This is a genomic window from Hymenobacter fodinae, from assembly GCF_004745825.1.
GTDB classification, from domain to species: Bacteria; Bacteroidota; Bacteroidia; order Cytophagales; family Hymenobacteraceae; genus Hymenobacter; species Hymenobacter fodinae.
The window spans coordinates 1,577,369-1,595,479 of sequence record NZ_SRLA01000001.1; the positions used below are offsets into that span (position 1 = coordinate 1,577,369).

At 61.0% G+C, this 18,111-nt stretch carries 9 protein-coding genes; all 9 read right to left on the minus strand.

All coding sequences use genetic code 11. The features are described from left to right. Positions 1 to 108: 108 nt before the first annotated feature. A complete protein-coding gene (gene bglX, locus EU556_RS06705; RefSeq protein WP_135432368.1) occupies positions 109 to 2,355 on the minus strand; it encodes a beta-glucosidase BglX in 2,247 nt (748 codons plus the stop codon). A 203-nt stretch (positions 2,356 to 2,558) separates the two neighbouring features. Then, positions 2,559 to 5,315, minus strand: coding sequence for a glycoside hydrolase family 2 TIM barrel-domain containing protein (locus EU556_RS06710; protein WP_135432370.1), 2,757 nt, complete (start codon positions 5,313 to 5,315; stop codon positions 2,559 to 2,561). Next, complete coding sequence (locus EU556_RS06715; protein ID WP_245327461.1) at positions 5,316 to 7,790, minus strand: glycoside hydrolase family 2 TIM barrel-domain containing protein; 2,475 nt, start codon at positions 7,788 to 7,790, stop codon at positions 5,316 to 5,318. Positions 7,791 to 8,055: 265 nt separating this feature from the next. Then, the gene (gene uxuA / locus EU556_RS06720) at positions 8,056 to 9,246 is read right to left on the minus strand and encodes a mannonate dehydratase (protein ID WP_245327463.1); all 1,191 of its coding nucleotides are present in this window, start codon (positions 9,244 to 9,246) and stop codon (positions 8,056 to 8,058) included. 11 nt (positions 9,247 to 9,257) lie between these two features. Next, on the minus strand, positions 9,258 to 10,076 hold the full coding sequence (locus EU556_RS06725; protein ID WP_135432372.1) for an SDR family oxidoreductase: 819 nt from the start codon (positions 10,074 to 10,076) through the stop codon (positions 9,258 to 9,260). A gap of 142 nt (positions 10,077 to 10,218) precedes the next feature. Further along, the gene (locus EU556_RS06730; RefSeq protein ID WP_135432374.1) at positions 10,219 to 11,640 is read right to left on the minus strand and encodes a RagB/SusD family nutrient uptake outer membrane protein; all 1,422 of its coding nucleotides are present in this window, start codon (positions 11,638 to 11,640) and stop codon (positions 10,219 to 10,221) included. Positions 11,641 to 11,669: 29 nt separating this feature from the next. Next, positions 11,670 to 14,741 (minus strand): SusC/RagA family TonB-linked outer membrane protein, encoded by a 3,072-nt coding sequence (locus EU556_RS06735; RefSeq protein WP_135432376.1) that lies wholly within the window; start codon positions 14,739 to 14,741, stop codon positions 11,670 to 11,672. Positions 14,742 to 15,079: 338 nt separating this feature from the next. Continuing rightward, positions 15,080 to 16,558, minus strand: coding sequence for a glycoside hydrolase family 30 protein (locus EU556_RS06740; RefSeq protein WP_135432378.1), 1,479 nt, complete (start codon positions 16,556 to 16,558; stop codon positions 15,080 to 15,082). Positions 16,559 to 16,576: 18 nt separating this feature from the next. Then, on the minus strand, positions 16,577 to 18,040 hold the full coding sequence (locus tag EU556_RS06745; RefSeq protein WP_135432380.1) for a glycoside hydrolase family 30 protein: 1,464 nt from the start codon (positions 18,038 to 18,040) through the stop codon (positions 16,577 to 16,579). Positions 18,041 to 18,111: the final 71 nt, after the last annotated feature.

Here is an 18,111-nt window from a genome sequence, read left to right on the forward strand (position 1 = left end):
AGCATTCCTACCGCTTCTCTAGGCCAGTAGTTAGTCAGCGGTAGAGATGCTTCGACTGCGCTCAGCATGACGGCCTTTAAGTTTGCAGCAGACGGTAGATAAACTCAACTAAGGCGCGAGAACTAGCGTGCTCTCCAGGCGGATATCGTTGGAGGCGCTGCCAATCATGAGCTGGAAGTCGCCGGGCTCGGCGGTCCATTGCAGTTGGGAGTTGTAGAAGGCTAGCTTGTCTTTGTTGATGGTGAAGCTGATGGTCTGGCTTTGGCCCGGCTTGAGCATGACCTTGCGGAAGTCCTTCAGCTCCTTCACTGGGCGCACCACCGACGATACTAGGTCGCGCAGGTAGAGCTGCACCACTTCTTCGCCGGCCACGGGGCCCGTGTTGGTCAGGGTGAACTGCACTTGCACTGTTTCCGAAGGCCGCATGGTAGGCTGGCTGAGCTTCAGATCAGCGTAGCGGAAGGTGGTGTAGCTCAGGCCGTGGCCGAAGGCGTAGCGGGGCGTGTTGAGCTCGTCAATGTAGGCCGACTTGTAGGTAATATCGGTGGGCTTGGTGACGGGCCGGCCGGTGTTATACTGCTGGTAGCTGAGCGGCAACTGGCCTACGGAGCGGGGGAAGGAAGAGGGAAGCTTGCCCGAGGGGTTGTAGTCGCCGAAAAGCACATCGGCTAGGGCGTGGCCACCTTCTGAGCCGGGGAACCAGGCGTAGAGGATGGCGTCGGCCTGGTCGGCCATGGTGTTGAAGATGAGCGGGCGTCCGCCCATTACTACTGCCACAATGGGCTTGCCTGTGGCTTTCAGGGCCTGAAACAGTTCTTCCTGCACGCCGGGCAAGTGAATATCAGCCCGCGACTTGGCCTCCCCACTCATATCCCAGCTTTCGCCCACGCACAGCACCACCACATCGGCAGCTTTGGCAGTTTCTACGGCTTGGGCAAAGCCCGCCCGCGAGTCGCCGGTAATCTCACTGCCCTTAGCGTAGAGCAGGCGCGCCTTTTTACCGGCCCGCTGGCTTATGCCCTCAAACGCCGACACAATGTGAGCGGTGTCGGCAATAACCGTCCAGCCGCCGGCCAAGTCGCGCTTTGATTTACCCAAAGGGCCAATTACGGCAATGGTGCGCTGCTGGCCCAGAGGCAGCAGGTGGTTTTCGTTTTTAAGCAGCACCATTGATTTGCGGGCCACGTCGCGGGCCGCTACCAGGTGTTGCGGGTCGCGGAGTACGTTCCGCTCGCGCTTGTCGTCGGAGAACTTGTAGGGGTCGTCGAAGAGGCCTAGCTCGAACTTCTTGCGCAGCACGCGGCGCACGGCATCATCTACCAGCGCTACGCGTACTTGGCCGCTTTGCACCAGCTGGGCCAGGTGCGGACCGTAGGCGTCGTTTTCCATGTCCATGTCGTTGCCGGCCGTCATGGCTTTTTGGGCGGCATCGGCCACGGTGGGCGCAAAGCCCCAGGGCACCATCTCCCGGATCGAGCCCCAGTCGCTCACCACGAAGCCCTGGTAGTTCCACTGGCCTTTCAGGATGTCGCGTTGGAGGTGGCTGCTGGCCGTGGCGGGCACTCCGTTGAGGGCATTAAAGGAGTTCATGAACGTGGCTACGCCCGCATCGGCGGCGGCTTTGAAGGGCGGCAGGTAGGTTTCCCAGAGCTGCTGCTCGCTCATATCCACGGCGTTGTAGTCGCGGCCGGCAATGGCGGCACCGTAGGCGGCAAAGTGCTTGGCGCAGGCCATGATGGCATCGGCGCCGCCCAGTTTTTCTCCCTGGAAACCCAGCACGCGGGCTTTGGCAATCTGGGCACCGAGGTAGGTGTCTTCGCCGGCGCCTTCCATCACCCGGCCCCAGCGGGCATCGCGGCCCACGTCCACCATGGGCGCAAACGTCCAGTGGATGCCGGAGGCAGCGGCCTCCTTGGCGGCAACGTGGGCGGAGAGGCGAATGGCATCTAGGTCCCAGGAAGCCGCCTCACCCAGCGGCACCGGAAATACCGTCTGGTAGCCGTGGATGACATCAAGCCCGAACAACAACGGAATGTGTAGGCGCGACTTCAGAGCCTCGGCCTGAATGGCGCGGGTGTCGGCCACGCCCTTTACGTTCAGCATGGAGCCTACTTGCCCGTTGCGGATGCTGTTGAGTAGGTCGGTTTTGCGGGAGCTGGCCGGGCCGGTCAGCTCCCGCCCCGAGTACTGCACAAGCTGGCCGACTTTCTCCTCCAGGGTCATCTGGCCTAGCAGGGCCGTAACGCGCTGCTCCACCGTAGCCGGATTTGGAGTGGCGCGCTGAGCGTGTAGGCCAGTGAAAGGAAGTAATAAGACGCCGAGGAGGAAGGTTGATTTGGAAGGAAGAGAGAACATGAAGCGAAAAGTGGCCTAGGGCCGAATCAGGAAAGAAAAAGCTGAAGACCATGCGCAGCGGAGCCGACTCCTACTTGCAGCTGAGAGCGTAGAAATTCTACCCCCTACATCTGCCCAAGCGAGTGGCCTAGCGGCGCCCTGCGCAATAGCCTTCAGGATGCGTTGACACAAGTGGCGGGCAACCCAACTGCCTACCGCCGCGACTACAGCCGCTTTACTTGCAGCCCGTTCAGGAAGGGTTGGCCTTGCCCGGGTGTGAAATCAATGACAATGCCCTTGTGCCCCCTGGCCGACGCGTGCACCGTGAAGCTCGCCGCCTGCAAGGGCCGCAGGTAGGTGGCCGTGCTCAGCTCGGGCAGCACCGGCAGCGCATTCACCAGCACCGAAAACGAGCGGCCTTGTGCAGGAGCCGCGGCTCCCGTGGCATTGCTGTTGCCCGCGAGGTTGTAGACCAACTGCTCGCCCTGGGGAGCGGCTTCCAGCTCCGCAAAGTGCAGCACTACCTCATACTCCCCGTCGGGTACATCGAGGCGGAACTGGCTGAGGCCTAGGCGCTGAGTTTCGTAGATGGCATCGTAGGCAGTGCCCAGAATGTCGCGGTCGGAGCCGTAGGGGAGCCGGTCGCCGGGCTGTTTGTAGGCCTGTCCACCCACGTAGCCCCAGCTGCCGGGCGTGTAGGCCTGTTCCGGTACCCACACTTGGTGAAGGTTGTCGTCGGTGAAAGTACGCGCGTCACCCAGACTCACGTTGAGTTCCGTGAATGGCAGCTGCGGGGAGTCGAGGCGGGTGGGAAGGAGCTGAAACTCTATATCCGTAAAGTCCTCTACCGCTAGGCCAGGTGCTTGAGCGCGGAGCTGGTTGAGGCCGGCCCCAAACGGCACGGTAAAGCGGGCCACGCCAAACTCCGCGGGGCGGGTGCCTAGGTCGCGGCCGTTGAGCAGCAGGCGTACGGCGGGCTGGTTGGTATAGACCTCCACGGGCTGGCGGCAGAACAAGGAATCAGGGCCCGCGGCCTGACCGGCCCGGAGCGTCCAGGAGCGGCTGCCAATCTTCAGGAAAGGCGTTCTGACTAAATGAGCCTGGTAGAACAGGTATGCGTCTTTGGGCTGCCGGTCGCCGGTGAGCAGGCTTTTGTTGTTGATGTGAGGCACGGCCTCCTGCCGGGTTTCGGAGTTGAACTCGGCCAGATTCCAGACCGTGCTGCCCGCCACGAAGGGCCGGTCTAGCATGGCTTTGAGGTAGAACTGGTGGTAGCGGTTGGCGTACTCCGAGGTTTTATCAAAGCGTTGAGGCTGGAAGGAATGCAGGCGCACGTCGGAGTCGGCCCCGTACTCGGTTACCAGCAGGGGCTTGGTAGGCAGCTCCTGGTGGTGGCGGTCCAGAAATTTCGGAAAGCCCTCTAGGTCGCCGGAGTACCAGCCCTGGTAGAGGTTCCAGCCTACGAGCTGGGCAATGGCCGGCAGGCCGGCCAGTTGGTACAGCTCAAAGTCGCCGTGATTAACGATCATGGTGTAGCGGGCGGGGTCTTCGCGGCGGGTTAGGCTGTCGAGTTCCTGGGCTAGGCGGTTTACGCGCCGCAGGTACACTTTACCGAGCTCGTTGTCGCGCTTGATGCCGGCGGGCAGGCGCAGCAGGACCTCGTTCATGTAGGCCCAAATGATGACGCTGGGGTGGTTGTAGCCCTGGCGGATCATCTCCGTTTGCATGGTGCGGCAGTTGGCGAAGAAGCCCTTCGAGTCGGTAATGGCATTCACGATAGGAATTTCCACTGAGGCCAGAATACCTAGCCGGTCGCAAGCCTGGAGCACTGCGGGGTCCTGGGGGTAGTGCGACACGCGCAGGAAATTGCCGCCCAGTTGTTTGAGCAGTTGCACGTCGCGCTCATGCAGGGCATTGGGCAGGGCGTTGCCTAGGCCAGGGTAGTCCTGGTGGCGGTTGGTGCCGATGAGCTTGAGGTGCTTCCCGTTCAGGAAAAAGCCCTGGGCCGCATCAAACCGGTACCAGCGCATCCCTACTTGGTTGGTGACTTCATCCAGCGGCGTGGCCTGCTTGCCCTCCAGCACCTGCGACACGGCCCGGTACAAGTACGGCGCATCCGGCGACCAGAGTTGGGGCTGGCGCACGCGCGGCAGAGCTTGGCGGAACGGGCGCTTTTCGCCGGCTTTGAGGGTCAGCGCCGTTTGCTGCTTGGCCACCGTGCGCCCGTCGCGGTCCAGCAACTGGGTAAGCACCGTCACCTTGCGGGTCGTGTTTGATTCGTTGGTCAGGGCGCCGGCCACTACTACCTCGGCCGCCTCCGCCGATACGGCCGGGGTGGTGACGAACGTGCCATTAGAGGCAAAGTTGTCGAGGTCGAAGTGTACGGGCGCGGTGGCTTCCAGGTACACGTCGCGGTAGATGCCGCCGTAGAAGGTGAAGTCGGCGGACAGAGGCGGAATGTCGGGGTTATGGCGGTTGGTGAGGCGCACCAGTATTTCGGTGGCGGCGGGGGCCTGGCCGCTGAACTTCAACAACCCAATAATGGGCACCCGGAAGGCGGTGTAGCCGCCCGCGTGGCGACCGGCCAGCTGCCCGTTCACGTACACTTCGGCTTCCTGATTAGCGCCTTCAAAGTAGAGGTACACGCGGCGCTGCTGCCAGGCGGCGGGCACGTACAGGGTTTTCTTGTACCAGCCTACGCCGCGGTAGTAGCCCGGCTCATCGTCGAGCACATCGGCGGCATTCCAGGTGTGAGGCAGGGAAATGGCTTCCCAACCCTTAGCCGCGGCTGCCTGCGCGGGTTCCAGGCCAGCTTCGTCCTTGCGAAAAAGCCAGTTGGAGTTAATAGACTGCACCACGCGCTGGCCCACGGCGGGGCCAGCAAGCAGGGCAAGCCACAGGCCTAGCAGCAGCCCGCGCCATGTGGGGCGGGAGCTACTAGGCCTGTGGTTGAGGAAAGGAATAGAGTGTATCAACTTCATTTACAACGTCAGTAACACGGGTTCTAGGCCAGGCGACTGCACTGCCACCGCAGTTTGGCCGGGTTTGCCTTCCAGCCGAATAATAGCGCGCCCATTGTAGGCCTGTACCTTGCGCGAGCCGCTGCTCGTGCCCAGGTCGTCGAGGAGTTTGCCGGCGCCGGCCAGAGAGAATTCCACCCAACTGGCCGCATCCAGGCACTGCACGCCCTGGGCGTCGAATAGCTTGGCTTCCACGGTGGTCAGGCCGTTGGCTTCGGCTACTTTTTCGAGGGTGAGCTTGGTGGGCTTGCCCCATTTCTGGGTTTGGTAGCGGAAGGTGATTTCGTCCTGCACCGTTTGCTTGCCTTGGCGGGCTACTACGCGCACTTGGTTTTGGCCCGCTGAGAAGGGCACGTTCCAGTGCAGGCCCGCGGCGGGGAAATCTTGGCTGTTGCGCTTTTTCACGCCGTAGCTTTTGCCGTTCACGAATAGCTCGGCCTGCTCGCAGTTGGAGTATACTTTCACCATTTTCAGCTCGCCCTCGTCGCCCCAGCGCACGGGCCAGGAGTGCCCGTAGATGTGGGCCATGGGCTGCACCGTCCAGTACGACTGAAACACGTAGTAGGCCTCTTTCTTGGTGAAGTCGCGCTCTACCACGCCCTTCTGGTTCATGTAGGGGATGGGGTTATCGGGCCGCACGGGTGTGGAGAAGTCCTTGAAGGGCCAGTAGGCCGTGCCGCTCAGCCAGGGCATAGTTTCCTGCTCCTTCAGGTGCCAGTCCACGAGGTTGCAGAGGTAAGTTTCGCTCCAGTCGCCATCCTTGGAAACCCGGGCGCTGCCCCCAAACAGGGAGGCGTCGCCGGCCCGCTCGTCGGCTCCTTTGCCGGCCGTGATTTTAGCCAGGGCGTTGTCGGGGTTTTCGGAGTGGCGACCGGCGTGACTGTCGCCGCCCCACTCCACGTGCAGGAAGCGCTTCACGCCCTCAAACTCCTTGCGGCTGACCTCCTTATACTCGGTGTAGATGCCGCGGTACCAGCCCGCCCAAATAGAGGGCGAGTACACATCCACAATGTCCTTGCAAAAGTCGCAGCGGCGGATAGCGGTGTAGCGCGAGCGGTCTAGCTGGTGCGAGAGGTCGTTGAGCTCGGTCATAAAGGCCCGGATCTTCTGCTTATCGAACTCGGGGAAGTCGCCGGGCCAGTCGTTCTCGTTGCCCAGTCCCCAGATGATGATGCTGGGGTGATTGTAGTGCTGCTCAATCATGTTGGTGAGCATGCGCTTGGCTTGGGCCTGGTACACGGGGCCGCCTAGGCCACCCCGGCACCACGGAATCTCCTCCCACACGGTTATGCCCAAGGAGTCGCAGAGGTTAAGCACGATGCGCGACTGCTGGTAGTGGCCTAGGCGAATGAAGTTCACACCCATCTGCTTCATCATCACCATCTCCTGCCGAATCATGGGCTCCGTCATGGCGGCGGCCACGTCGGCGTGGTCTTCGTGGCGGTGAGTGCCGCGCAGTAGCAGGCGCTTGCCGTTCAGCATGAAGGGTCCTTTCTCCACAAACTCTATGTGGCGGAACCCTACTTTCTCACTCTGCTGATACGCTTGGGCGCCGGTGCCTACCGTCACCTGCACGGTATACAGCTGGGGCACATCCGGCGACCACAGGCGCGGGCTTTTCACGGCAAACTGGTGCAAGTCTTGCTCGCCGGGTTTCGCGGCCAGCGTGCCTTTGTATTGGGCCACCTGCTTGCCGCGCGGGTCCAGCAGGCGCACCAAAACTGGCGCGGAGCCCGCAGCTACTGTCTCTGGCAACACTGCTTTCACTGTGAGAGTACCGGCTTTGCCCGCCTTATCTACCTCAGCTTTGGCTACCAACCGGCTCAACGATACCGCGGGCTGGTATTCCAGGTTGAGGTAGCGGTACAGGCCGCCGTACACGTTAAAATCCGAAAGGTCGGAGGGTATCATCTCCAGGTCGCGGGAGTTGTCGCAGCGGATGGAAATGGGAATCTGGCCTTTGAACTGCTTCTGGTAGACGTCGGTCTTCTGGAAGTCGGCTACGGCCTGGGTGATGTCCACGGTCCATTCATCGTAGCCGCCCACGTGGCTGCCTACTTTGGTGGTGTAGATGTACACGTCGGTTTTCTGCCCGGCACCTTCAAAGTGCAGCAGGGTGCGGCCGCCGGGGTAGGGGTTCTGCATCGCCACTTGCGTGCGGTACCAGCCGGGACCTTGGTAATAGTTTACGTCCGGGTCCACGGCGTCGCGGGCGTTAAAACAGTGCGGCAGCGTCACTTTGTCCCAGAGCGGCACGCTTTCGGGGTTGCCGGCACCCACGGGGCGCACGGCCTCCCAAATGCCGCCCAAATCCTGGCGCACGAACTCCCAGCCAGTGTTCAGGCGGGTTTTCTGCTGGCTGAACGTCGGGTGTAGGCCAGTCAGTAGCAGGAGTAGCAGGAGCAGGTTTTTACTTTGCGTTACTCGGTGATTCACTCTCAAGCTCGGGTTGTTTTCAGGTAGGTGTGGGAGAGGTGGATTGGGATGGAAATCGGCCTAGAACGACACCACCCGAACGTCATGTCGAGCTTGTCGAGACATCTCGCTCGAATCGTTGCAACACTAATCCAGCGTCAGCACGCGAGATGTCTCGACAAGCTCGACATGACGGGCATTTTGAGACAGTTCTGGCAAAGTCGTTCTAGGCCAGTCAACCACCCCTAGCCCCTCCTCAGCCGAGGAGGGGAACTAGTATTCTAGCTTAGCTTTCTAATAGGCTGCGGCGGATGCCAAGCTCTAGGCCACGTAGTTCGGCTAGGCCACGGAGGCGGCCGATGCCGGAGTAGCCGGGGTTGGTTTTCTTGCGCAAGTCGTCGAGCATCTGGTGGCCGTGGTCGGGGCGCATGGGCAGGCTCACTTGGCGCTGCTGCATTACGTGCACCAACTCGCGCACCACGCCGTACATGTCCACGTCGCCCTCCAGGTGGTTGTCCTCGAAGAAGTCACCCTCGGCGTTGCGGCGGGTGCTGCGCAGGTGAATGAAGTTGATGCGGTCGGCGAACTGGCGCACCATGGCGGGCAGGTCGTTATCGGAGCGGACGCCGAAGGAGCCAGTGCAGAAGCACAGGCCGTTGCTGAGCGAAGGCACCGCATCGAAGAGAGCCTGTACATCGGCGGCGGTACTTACCACCCGCGGCAGGCCAAGGATGGGGTATGGCGGGTCGTCGGGATGAATGACCATGTGGATGCCGCCGGCTTCGGCAACTGGAACCACCTGCTGCAGGAAGTAAATCAGGTGCTGGCGCAGCTTGTCGGCGTCGATGCCCTGGTACGCGTCCAGGGCCTCCTGGAACTGGCCTAGCGTGAAGCTCTCCTCACTGCCGGGCAGGCCGGCAATGATATTGCGCTGCAGCAGCAGCTTGTCCTCGTCGCTCATGGCGGCAAAGCGCTGGCGGGCCTTCTCCAGTACCTCCGCCGGGTAGGCCCGTTCTGCGCCGGGGCGCTGGAGTAGCAGTGCATCGAAGGCCACAAAGGCGGCCATTTCAAAGCGTAGCGCTTTAGAGCCGTCCTCTACCTCGTAGGCCAGGTCGGTGCGGGTCCAGTCCAGCACGGGCATGAAGTTGTAGGTAACCGTGCGGATGCCGCACTCGGCCAGGTTACGTAGGCTCTGCTGATAGTTCTGAATGAACGTTTCGAAGCCGGCCGTCTGGGTTTTGATGTGCTCGTGCACGGGCACGCTTTCTACCACGCTCCAGCGCATGCCCGCGGACTCAATCTCAGTCTGCCGGGCTTTAATTTCGGCCACTGGCCATACCTGCCCGTTCGGGATGTGGTGCAGGGCCGTTACCACGCCGGTGCAGCCGGCCTGGTGCAGATCAGAAAGGCTTACGGGGTCTTGGGGACCAAACCAGCGCATGGTTTGCTCCATTGAATAGGGTTGTTGGGGGTGCATATGCTGTTGAGTTAAACGCCGCCAAAGATGGAGAACCCGCCGTCCACGCAAATCATGGAGCCGGTTACAAATTGGGAGGCGTCGCTGAGCAGCCACACCAAAGCGCCCTTCAGCTCGTCGGGGTGGCCGAAGCGCTTGAAGGGCGTTTGCCGGATAACCAGCTCACCGCGAGCCGTAAAGCCGCCGTCGGGGGTGGTGAGCAGGGTGCGGTTTTGCTCCGTCAGAAAAAAGCCGGGGGCCAGGGCGTTCATGCGCAGTTTGTCGCCGTAGCGGTTGGCCATTTCCACCGCAAACCACTGGTTGTAGCAATCGAGGGCGGCCTTGCCCATGTTGTAGCCCAGCACCTTGGTAATGGCTCGCTTCGAGTTCATGGACGAGATGTTGACGATGCTGCCCCGGCGGCCCGATTGCGCCATGACCTCCCCGAACACTTGCGTGGGCCGGATGGCTCCCCAAATGTTGAGGTCCATCACCCGCTTCATGCCATCCAGGTTCATCTTGAACACGTCTTGATCAGGGTTGAGCACCCCATCGGGGGCGTTGCCGCCGGCGGCGTTTACCAGCCCATCAATGCGACCGTAGGCCTGTACTAGCTGCTGGCAGGCGGCGCGCAGTTGGTCTTCTTCCAGCACATCGGCCACCAGAGCTATGGCTTGACCGCCGCGGGCGTTGATGGCCTCGGCCCGCGCGTGGGCCACGGCGGCGTTGCGGCCCAAAATGCCCACGGTGCCGCCAGCTTCTTCAATGGCATCAATAAACGACTGGCCTAGGATGCCGGTGCCGCCGGTTACTACAATTACTTTGCCCTCCAGGGAAAAATTCTCACTCATGCGGTTGGGGTAAACGGAGTGCGGTTGTGGGGCACTCCCAACAAATCAGATTCAGGAAAGAAAGGGCCTTGAGCCGCGCCTGCCAGTGGCCAGAAGTGGCCTAGGAACCCGCAGGCGCGGCTTTGGGCACGGGTGCAGTGGCCTAGAAACCGGGGTTCTGCACCAGATTGGGGTTGAGGGCTATTTCCGTTTGCGGAATCGGGAACAGCAGGTAGTTGTCGCTGATGTCGCGGTTGAAGATGGTTTTCTCCACCTGCTTCAGGCGATTCAGCCGGATCAGATCGTAGCGGCGGTGGCCTTCGTCGCACAGCTCCCAGGCGCGCTCCTGCACCAACAAATCCACGAAGGCATCTTTCGTAGTAGCCGTGGTGGGCAGCGCCGCCAGGCCGGCCCGCTGCCGCACCCGGTTGATGCCCTGGTACTTGGTCACATCGGCGGCGTTGAGGTTGTTGAGCGCTTCTGACTGCATGAGCAGCACATCGGCGTAGCGCAGAATCAGCCAATTGGCGCGCGAGTCGTTGCCAATGCGTTTATCGTCGCGGAACTTGTTGAAGAAGTACTGGGGCAGCGTGGTGGTGTTGGCCTTGTTGCTCAGGTTCCAGTCTTTGCGCACATCGGTAGCCGCGTACGAGCGCACAAACCAATCTTCGGCCGTAAACGAGGCGAAACCGCCCAGCGCCGCCGGTAGGTTCTGCCGCACAATGATGTTGCCCACGTTCGGGGGCAAATCAAACTGCACCGAGAAGATGTGCTCGGCGTTATTTTCACGGTCGGGCAGGAATACGTCGCCGTAGCTCGGCATGAGGCTATACAAGCCAGAGTTGATAACGCGGTTGCAGGCCGCCAGGGCATCCTGGTTGTCGGTGCCTTTGGCGTCAGAAGTGCTGGCGCGGGTGAGGTACACTTTGGCTAGCAGGCTGGCCGCAGCCCCGCTGGATACGCGGCCTTTGTTGCCGGCCGGAATTTGATTTTCCTTCAGGCAACTGGCTTCGGCGAACTGCAGGTCCTGAATAATCTGGTCGTAGACCACCGATTTGGGCGTGCGGGCGGGGCGCAGGTCGTCGTTGGGGCCTTTAATGGGGGCGGTCAGCAGGGGCACGTCGCCGTAGGAGCGCACCAGCTCGAAGTAGGCCAGGGCGCGCAGGAAGCGGGCGTTGCCAAGGATGTTGTTCTTGCTGGTTTCGTCCATGCTCACGGCCGGCACCTTCTCAATCACGTCGTTGGCGCGGCCAATCAGGCGGTAGTTATTTACCCACCAGTTCCCGATTTCGCCGTTGTTGGCGGTGTAGGTAAAGCGGCTCAGCTCGGCCCGGTCGCCGGTGGTGGCGCCCACCACGGCCATGTAGTCGCCGGGCAGCTCGGTTACTAGCCACACCGTGCGGCCGTAGTAGGTTTGGGCCTGCATCAGGCTGAACACGCCGTTCAGGCCCGCAATGGCATCGCCTTCGTTTTGGTAGAAGTTGCTGGCGGTCAAGAAATCATAGGGCTTTTCTTCCAGGAAAGACTCGCAGGAAGAGAAGAAGCCAAGGGAACATATGCCGAGAAGAAGAAGCTTCTTTTTCATGTCAGTGGGAATGAGGAGTACCTGTTCGATTAGAAGCCAATCCGGATGCCGCCAATGAAGGTGCGGGTGTTGGGGAAGGCGTTGTAGTCGGTGTTCAGGCTCAGGCCTGAGTTGCCGAACGAGTTGACTTCCGGGTCGTAGCCGGAGTAGTCCGTAATCGTAATCAGGTTTTGGCCGGTCACGTACACGCTGGCCGTTTTAATGGTTTTGGTAACAGACTCGGGCAGGGGCACATTGAAGGATACCGTGACGGTTTTCAGGCGCACGAAGCTGCCATCTTCCACCACGTCGCTCACGATGCCGGTGCTGCGGCGTACCACGCTGTTGGCCTTCGGGATGGTGTTGCTGGTGCCGGGCCCGGTCCAGCGGTCATTCACCGATTTCAGCTTGTTGGTGGTGGTAAAGCCCGATTCCAGCTCGTAGCGGTTGAGGTTGAGCACGTCGGTGCCCTGCACACCCTGAATGAATACGTTCAGGCTCACGGGGCCGTAGGTGAAGCCGTTGGTGACGCCGTAGATGAACTTGGGCTGGGCCCGCCCAATGATAGTGCGGTCGTTGCCGTCAATCTTCTTGTCGCCGTTCAGGTCGAGGTAGCGCGGGTCGCCGGGGCGCACGTTGGCGGTTGTGCCGCTGGCCGTAATTTCCTCCTGGGTCTGCCAGATACCATCAAACACGTAGCCGTAGAACGAGCCGATGGGCTCCCCAATGCGCAGCACGCTGGTAGCGGCCGTGGCGCCGGGGAAAATACTGGTGCTCGACTGGCCTACGAAGCGCTGGTACTCGCCATTCAGGTCGAGCACTTTGTTGCGGTTGAGCGAGAAGTTCAGGTTGGTGTTCCAGGTAAACTTCTTCGAGTCGAAGTTGACCGTATTCAGCCCAAACTCAAAGCCCTTGTTCTGCACGCTGCCGGCGTTCTGCAGAATGTTGGAGAAGCCCGTCGTCTGCGGAATTGACACCTGCAGCAGCAAGTCGGTGGTTTTCTTGTAGTAGTAGTCAGCCGTAACGCTGAGGCGGTTTTTAAAGAAAGCCACGTCAATCCCCACGTCGGCGGCGGCCGTCGATTCCCAGCTCAGGTCGGGGTTGGGCACGTTGGAGGGCGCTAGGCCTACCAAACGCGTAGCGCCGGAGGTGTACGCGCTCAGCCCGTAGCGCCCCAGCGACTGATACGACCCGATTTCCTGGTTGCCCGTAATGCCGTAGCTGGCGCGCAGCTTCAGGTCGCTGAGAGAGGTGAAGCCCTTCATGAAGTTCTCGTCAATCAGGCGGTAGGCGAAGGCAGCGGAAGGGAAGTAGCCCCACTTGTTGTTCGGCCCGAAGCGGGATGAGCCGTCGGCGCGCATGGTAAACGTGAACAGGTACTTCTCAAACAGCCGATAGTTCACGCGCCCGAAGTAGGAGGCCAGGCGGTTGGAGTTCTTGCCTGAGCTGGGCGTCAGCACGTTAGCGCCTAGGCCTATGTTGTCGGAGCCCAGGGCGTTAGTGAAGAAGTTGTTGGCCGCGGCGGTGTAGTTCTCATTCACGAACTCCTGGAAGGTCAGACCGGCCACCACGTTCAGGGCGTTGTTCTCGTTGAGCTTGCGGTCGTAAGTCAGGGTGTTCTCGTTCAGCCAGCTGTAGTTGCTGTTGGAAGCTTTGGTGGCCGAGCCGTTGGTGTTCTGGCCCACGTAAACCGTGGAGGGGATGAACTGGTTGCGCTGGTTGGCAAACAGGTCCGTTCCGCCCGAAATCCGCAGCTTCAGGCCTTCCAGCAGCTGGTACTCGCCGGCCACGTTAATTAGGGCGCGGGTGGTAGTGAGGTTGTCCTTGGCGCTTTCGGCGTAGGCCACTGGGTTACCGGCAATTTCTACCGCGGGCAGGGGCTGGTTCTGGAAGGTGTAGGCCCCGTTGGCATCGCGCACGGGCTGAATGGGGCTGAAGCGTAGGGCGTCGAGCAGTACGCCCCCGCTGCTACCCCCGTTGGTGTTCACGGTGGTCAGCCGCTGCTGCGTGCGGGAAAGCTGGCTGGTGAAGCTTACGTTGATCTTGTTGCTCACCTTCCGATCTAGGTTCAGGCGCACCGAGCCGCGCTTAAAGCCCGAATTCAGAATGATGCCTTCTTGATCAAAATAGTTGAAGCTGAGGTTGTAGCGAGTATCCTCGTTGCCGCCGCTAAAACCCAACTGGTAGTTGCTCTGGCGGCCCTGCCGGAAAATCTCGTCCTGCCAATCGGTGCCCTCGCCCATGGCATTTATCTGCTCTTGGGTGTAGGGGAGAGGCGTATTGGTTTTGTTCTCAAGGTTGTTGAGCCGCTGTACGTCGTTGAGGTAGGTGGCAAACTCGGGCGCATTCATCAGGTCGTACTTCTTGCGCACGTTGCTCACGCCGGTGTAGGCCTCAAAGTTGATGGCGTTACGGCCAGCCTTGCCCTTTTTGGTGGTGATGATAACCACCCCGTTGGCACCCCGGCTACCGTAAATGGCCGTGGCCGAAGCGTCCTTTAGTACCTCAATCGATTCAATGTCGCTGGGGTTGATGGAGTTCAGGTCGCCGGCCCCCGGGAAGCCATCCACCACAAACAGTGGCTCGTTGCCGGAGTTGATGGAGTTGGTGCCCCGGATGCGGATGGAAACGTTTCCGCCCGGCTCCGAATTCGTTTGCGTAACCTGTACGCCACTCACGCGGCCCTGCAGAATCTGGTCGGCCCGGGTGATGGGCGTTTCGGCCACTTGCTCCGCCGAGATGGAGGCTACCGAGCCCGTAATGTCGCGCTTGCGCTGGCTGCCGTAGCCTACTACAACCACATCATTCAGGGCAGTGGCCTTCTCCCCGAGCTTCACTGAACCAACAGAGCTGCGGCCGTTAACGCGCACTTCCTGGGGCTCAAAGCCAATAAAGGAAAACACCAGAACCGGGTCGCCGGTAGCGGGAACGGGCAACGTGAACTTGCCATCGGGGTCGGTGGTGGCGCCGGTGGTGGTGCCTTTAATCACAACCGACACCCCAGGGAGGGGAGAGTTATCCGAGGAACTCAGCACCGTGCCCGTAACCTGGCTGGTTTGGGCATGGGCCGACAGGGACATTACTGCCGCAGCGGGCAGCAACAGGTGGGTAAATTTTCGCATATCACTCAGGGCTGATGGGGGGAATTACTGAGTGTAATCTCCACAAACTTGTCGGGCCCAGGACGCTGCAAACGGGATTTATTTACGGAAACGATTACGGAAAACGGCGCCTAGTTCACTACTGTTGAGGTAGGAGGCCCTCACCCCACTTATTCCTCACACCTGCTTGATGTGCATTACCATGGGGAGAGGGGGCGCATGACGCAGAACGTGGCCATGGATTTCTGTCTAGGCCACTATTTCAATAGCCACGGCCAAAACAGATTCGGCTGCCCCACTCCGCAGCAGGTGGGAGCGGGGCAGCCGAATGTCAGGCGCAACTGAGTGGCCTAGCGGCGCTAGTTGACGAGCAGGGTCATGATGGAGTGGGGGCGGCTAGTGGTTGGCGCGGCCTGGCCCTTGATCCAGAGCTGGAAGGGCTGCTCCTTGTCCGTTTGGTTCATCACCACCACGGCCAGGCTGCCGTCGGGGTTGCGGAAGGCCGTGGTCTGCAGCACGTCGCGGCTGCTGGCCGTGGCCACGCGCTGGGCGCCGGGCCGGATGAACTTGCTGAAATGACCGATGTAGTAGTAGCTGTTGGTGTACAAGAGCTTGCCCGTGCGCGTGTCGCCGTGGATGGGGGCATAGCAGAAGTTGCCCACGTGGTTGGGCCCGCCCGTCTCATCCAGCAGGATGTTCCAGTCGGTCCAGGCCTCGGTGCCGGCGTTGAAGTCATGGATCATGGAGTAGCCGTACCGCTCACCCAGGGCCCAGTCATTAATACCGCTGAACTGAAACTTCTCCACGCAGCCCTCGGTGAAGATCAGGTGCTTGTCGGGGTAGGTCTCGTGCACGCGGCGCACGTTCTCGAACTGCATGCCCGAGCCGGTCCACGTCTCATACCAGTGGTAGCCCAGGCCCCAGTAGTACTGGCTGGCCTCGGGGTCATCGAAGAGAGTAGTGGCGCGCTGGTAGATCAGGTCGCGGTTGTGGTCCCAGCCAATGAGCTTCTTGCCGCCCAGGCCACTCTTCTTCAAGGTCGGGCCGAGGTAGCCTTTGACGAAGTCGCGCTCCTCCTCGGCCGTGAACACGCACGACTCCCACTTCTGCACGGCCATGGGCTCGTTCTGCACCGTCAGGCCCCAGATCGGAATGCCCTGCCGCTCATATTCCTTGATGAACTTGACGTAATAGTCGGCCCAGACCTGGCGGTACTCGGGCAGCAGCTTGCCGCCCTTGAGCATGGTCTTGGTGTCCTTCATCCAGGCCGGGGGGCTCCAGGGGCTCACGTACATCGTGAGCTTACCGCCGGCGGCCGCCATCGCCTGCTTGATGAGCGGAATCCGGTACTGCTCGTCGTGCTTGACACTGAAGGACTTGAGCGTCTTGTCGCCCTCGGCCACGTAGGTGTAGCTGTCAGTGCCGAAGTCGGTGCTGTGGATGTTGGTGCGGCCCAGCGTGTAGCCGATGCCTTGGGTGGGGCTGTAGTAGGCGCGCAGAAACTCCTGCTGCTGGGCCTTGGGCAGCTTGGCGAAGGTTTCGGCGGCAGCATCGGTGAGGGCCCCGCCAATGCCCAGCAGGGTCTGGAAGGCGTGGGTGGGGTCCACGAACACGGTGGGCTGGGTTTCCAGCGGCTGGGGTTGGGCCGAGAAGCGGAGCTTGTCGGTGGCCGAGAGGCGCAACTGCGAATTGTCGGCGGTGGTGTACACCTGCACCTGCTTGCCCGCCGCCGAGTACGACGAAGACGTGGACTTAGACTTGGTAGAAGAGGCTTTTTGAGCCGTGGCGGCGGTGCCGAGAGTGGACGCCAACGCCGCGGCAATCAGAAACTTATGCATGCGTAAGAAGAAAAAGAGTTACCAGATGTAGGTCCCAACGGCCCCAGCGGCCAGTTGAGTGGTGGCTACCTTGCCCCGGTACTTAATGTCGAAGGTTTGGGCCGCGCCCGTGTTGAGCACGATGAGGACTTTCTTGCCCTCGGGATTTTTAAACGCTACGTTCTGTAGGCCACCGGGCACATTGGTATCAATGCGCTGGGAGCCGGGCCGCACAAACTTGGCGGCGTGGGCCACCGTGTAGTAGGCCGTGTTACGGGTCACGGAGTTGCCGCTGATGGTGATGGCGCCCATGCACTTGGTGCAGCCGCCGGGCGTGTGGGGGCCGTAGCCGGGGTCAGAGGCCAAGTTCCACTCCAGCACGTTGCGGCTCCAGTTGCGCGTAGCCCCAATAATGAGGTTGTTCATATGCCAGTTAAAGTCGCCCGCAAAACTGCCGGGGCCTTCCGTCCACTGCTCCGTGAAGTACACGGCCTTATCAGGGAAGGCGTTATGCACGTTGGTCATGGCGGAGATGCTGCCGGCGTACAGGTGAAAGGCCGAGCCATCCACGTACTGCCGCGCCTGCGCATCTTGCAACACAGCCAGCGGGTAGTCAGCCCGGTCGAGGTTGTGGTCGTAGACGATGATCTTGGTGGTGATGCCCGCCGCCTTAAACGCCGGACCCACATGGTCGCGGATGAAGGTGGCCTGCTGCTGGGCCGACATCTCCATGCTGGGGTTATTATAGGGGTTCAGGGGCTCGTTTTGCAGGGTCACGGCATCAATGCGAATACCCTCGGCCTGCATCCCCTGCAGGTACTTCACAAAATACTGGGCGTAGGCCCCGTAGTATTCCGGCTTCAAGGTGCCGCCCACGTAGCTGTTATTGCTCTTCATCCAGGTGGGCGCCGTCCAGGGGGAGCCCAGGATTTTGATGGTGGGGTTGATGGCCAGAATTTCCTTCAGTACCGGAATCAGGTTCACCTTATCCGGGGCCAGACTGAACTGGGCCAGGGTAGGGTCGGGGGTACCCGTTTCGTCGTAGGTGAACGGCTGCGCATCCAGGTCCGATGCTCCAATGCTGATGCGCAGGTAGCTGGTCCCGATGTTGTTACCATCGGTGGCAAATAGCTCCTTCAGCAAGGCTGCTCGCTCGGTAGCGCTCATCTGGTTGATGAGCTGGGCACTGCCTCCGGTAAGCGTGTAGCCGAAGCCATCAATGGTCTGGTATACCTGGGTGGTATCCACCGTAATGGTGGGGTTCTGGCCTACCGGAGCCTGGAAGTTCAGGGGCAGGGTGCTCTTGTAAAACAGCGTGCTCCGGTCACTGGTGGTGGTCCAGGCGGCCACTTGCGAGGGGCCTGCCGTGACGGGTGGCACCGGGGGTTGCGGTGGGGTAGGCGTCGGGTCGGGGGTGCTGTTGCCGCCGCCGCAGCTGGCTACCAGGCCTAGCAGTAACACGGCAGCCGCGCTCTTAGGGAAATGAGATGGAAGGAGTTTCATGATAGGAGTAGCGGAAGGATTATCGTGTAAGGAGCTGTCTTATGGCTTCTAGGCCAGTGGGGAAAGGCTTA

What these genes read in the sequence shown, in the direction of transcription:
- EU556_RS06710 (WP_135432370.1), bottom strand. Translation starts at nt 5,315, where the DNA reads ATGAAGTTGATACACTCTATTCCTTTCCTCAACCACAGGCCTAGTAGC.
- EU556_RS06725 (WP_135432372.1), bottom strand. Translation starts at nt 10,076, where the DNA reads ATGAGTGAGAATTTTTCCCTGGAGGGCAAAGTAATTGTAGTAACCGGC.
- uxuA (WP_245327463.1), bottom strand. Translation starts at nt 9,246, where the DNA reads ATGCACCCCCAACAACCCTATTCAATGGAGCAAACCATGCGCTGGTTT.
- EU556_RS06730 (WP_135432374.1), bottom strand. Translation starts at nt 11,640, where the DNA reads ATGAAAAAGAAGCTTCTTCTTCTCGGCATATGTTCCCTTGGCTTCTTC.
- EU556_RS06740 (WP_135432378.1), bottom strand. Translation starts at nt 16,558, where the DNA reads ATGCATAAGTTTCTGATTGCCGCGGCGTTGGCGTCCACTCTCGGCACC.
- bglX (WP_135432368.1), bottom strand. Translation starts at nt 2,355, where the DNA reads ATGTTCTCTCTTCCTTCCAAATCAACCTTCCTCCTCGGCGTCTTATTA.
- EU556_RS06745 (WP_135432380.1), bottom strand. Translation starts at nt 18,040, where the DNA reads ATGAAACTCCTTCCATCTCATTTCCCTAAGAGCGCGGCTGCCGTGTTA.
- EU556_RS06735 (WP_135432376.1), bottom strand. Translation starts at nt 14,741, where the DNA reads ATGCGAAAATTTACCCACCTGTTGCTGCCCGCTGCGGCAGTAATGTCC.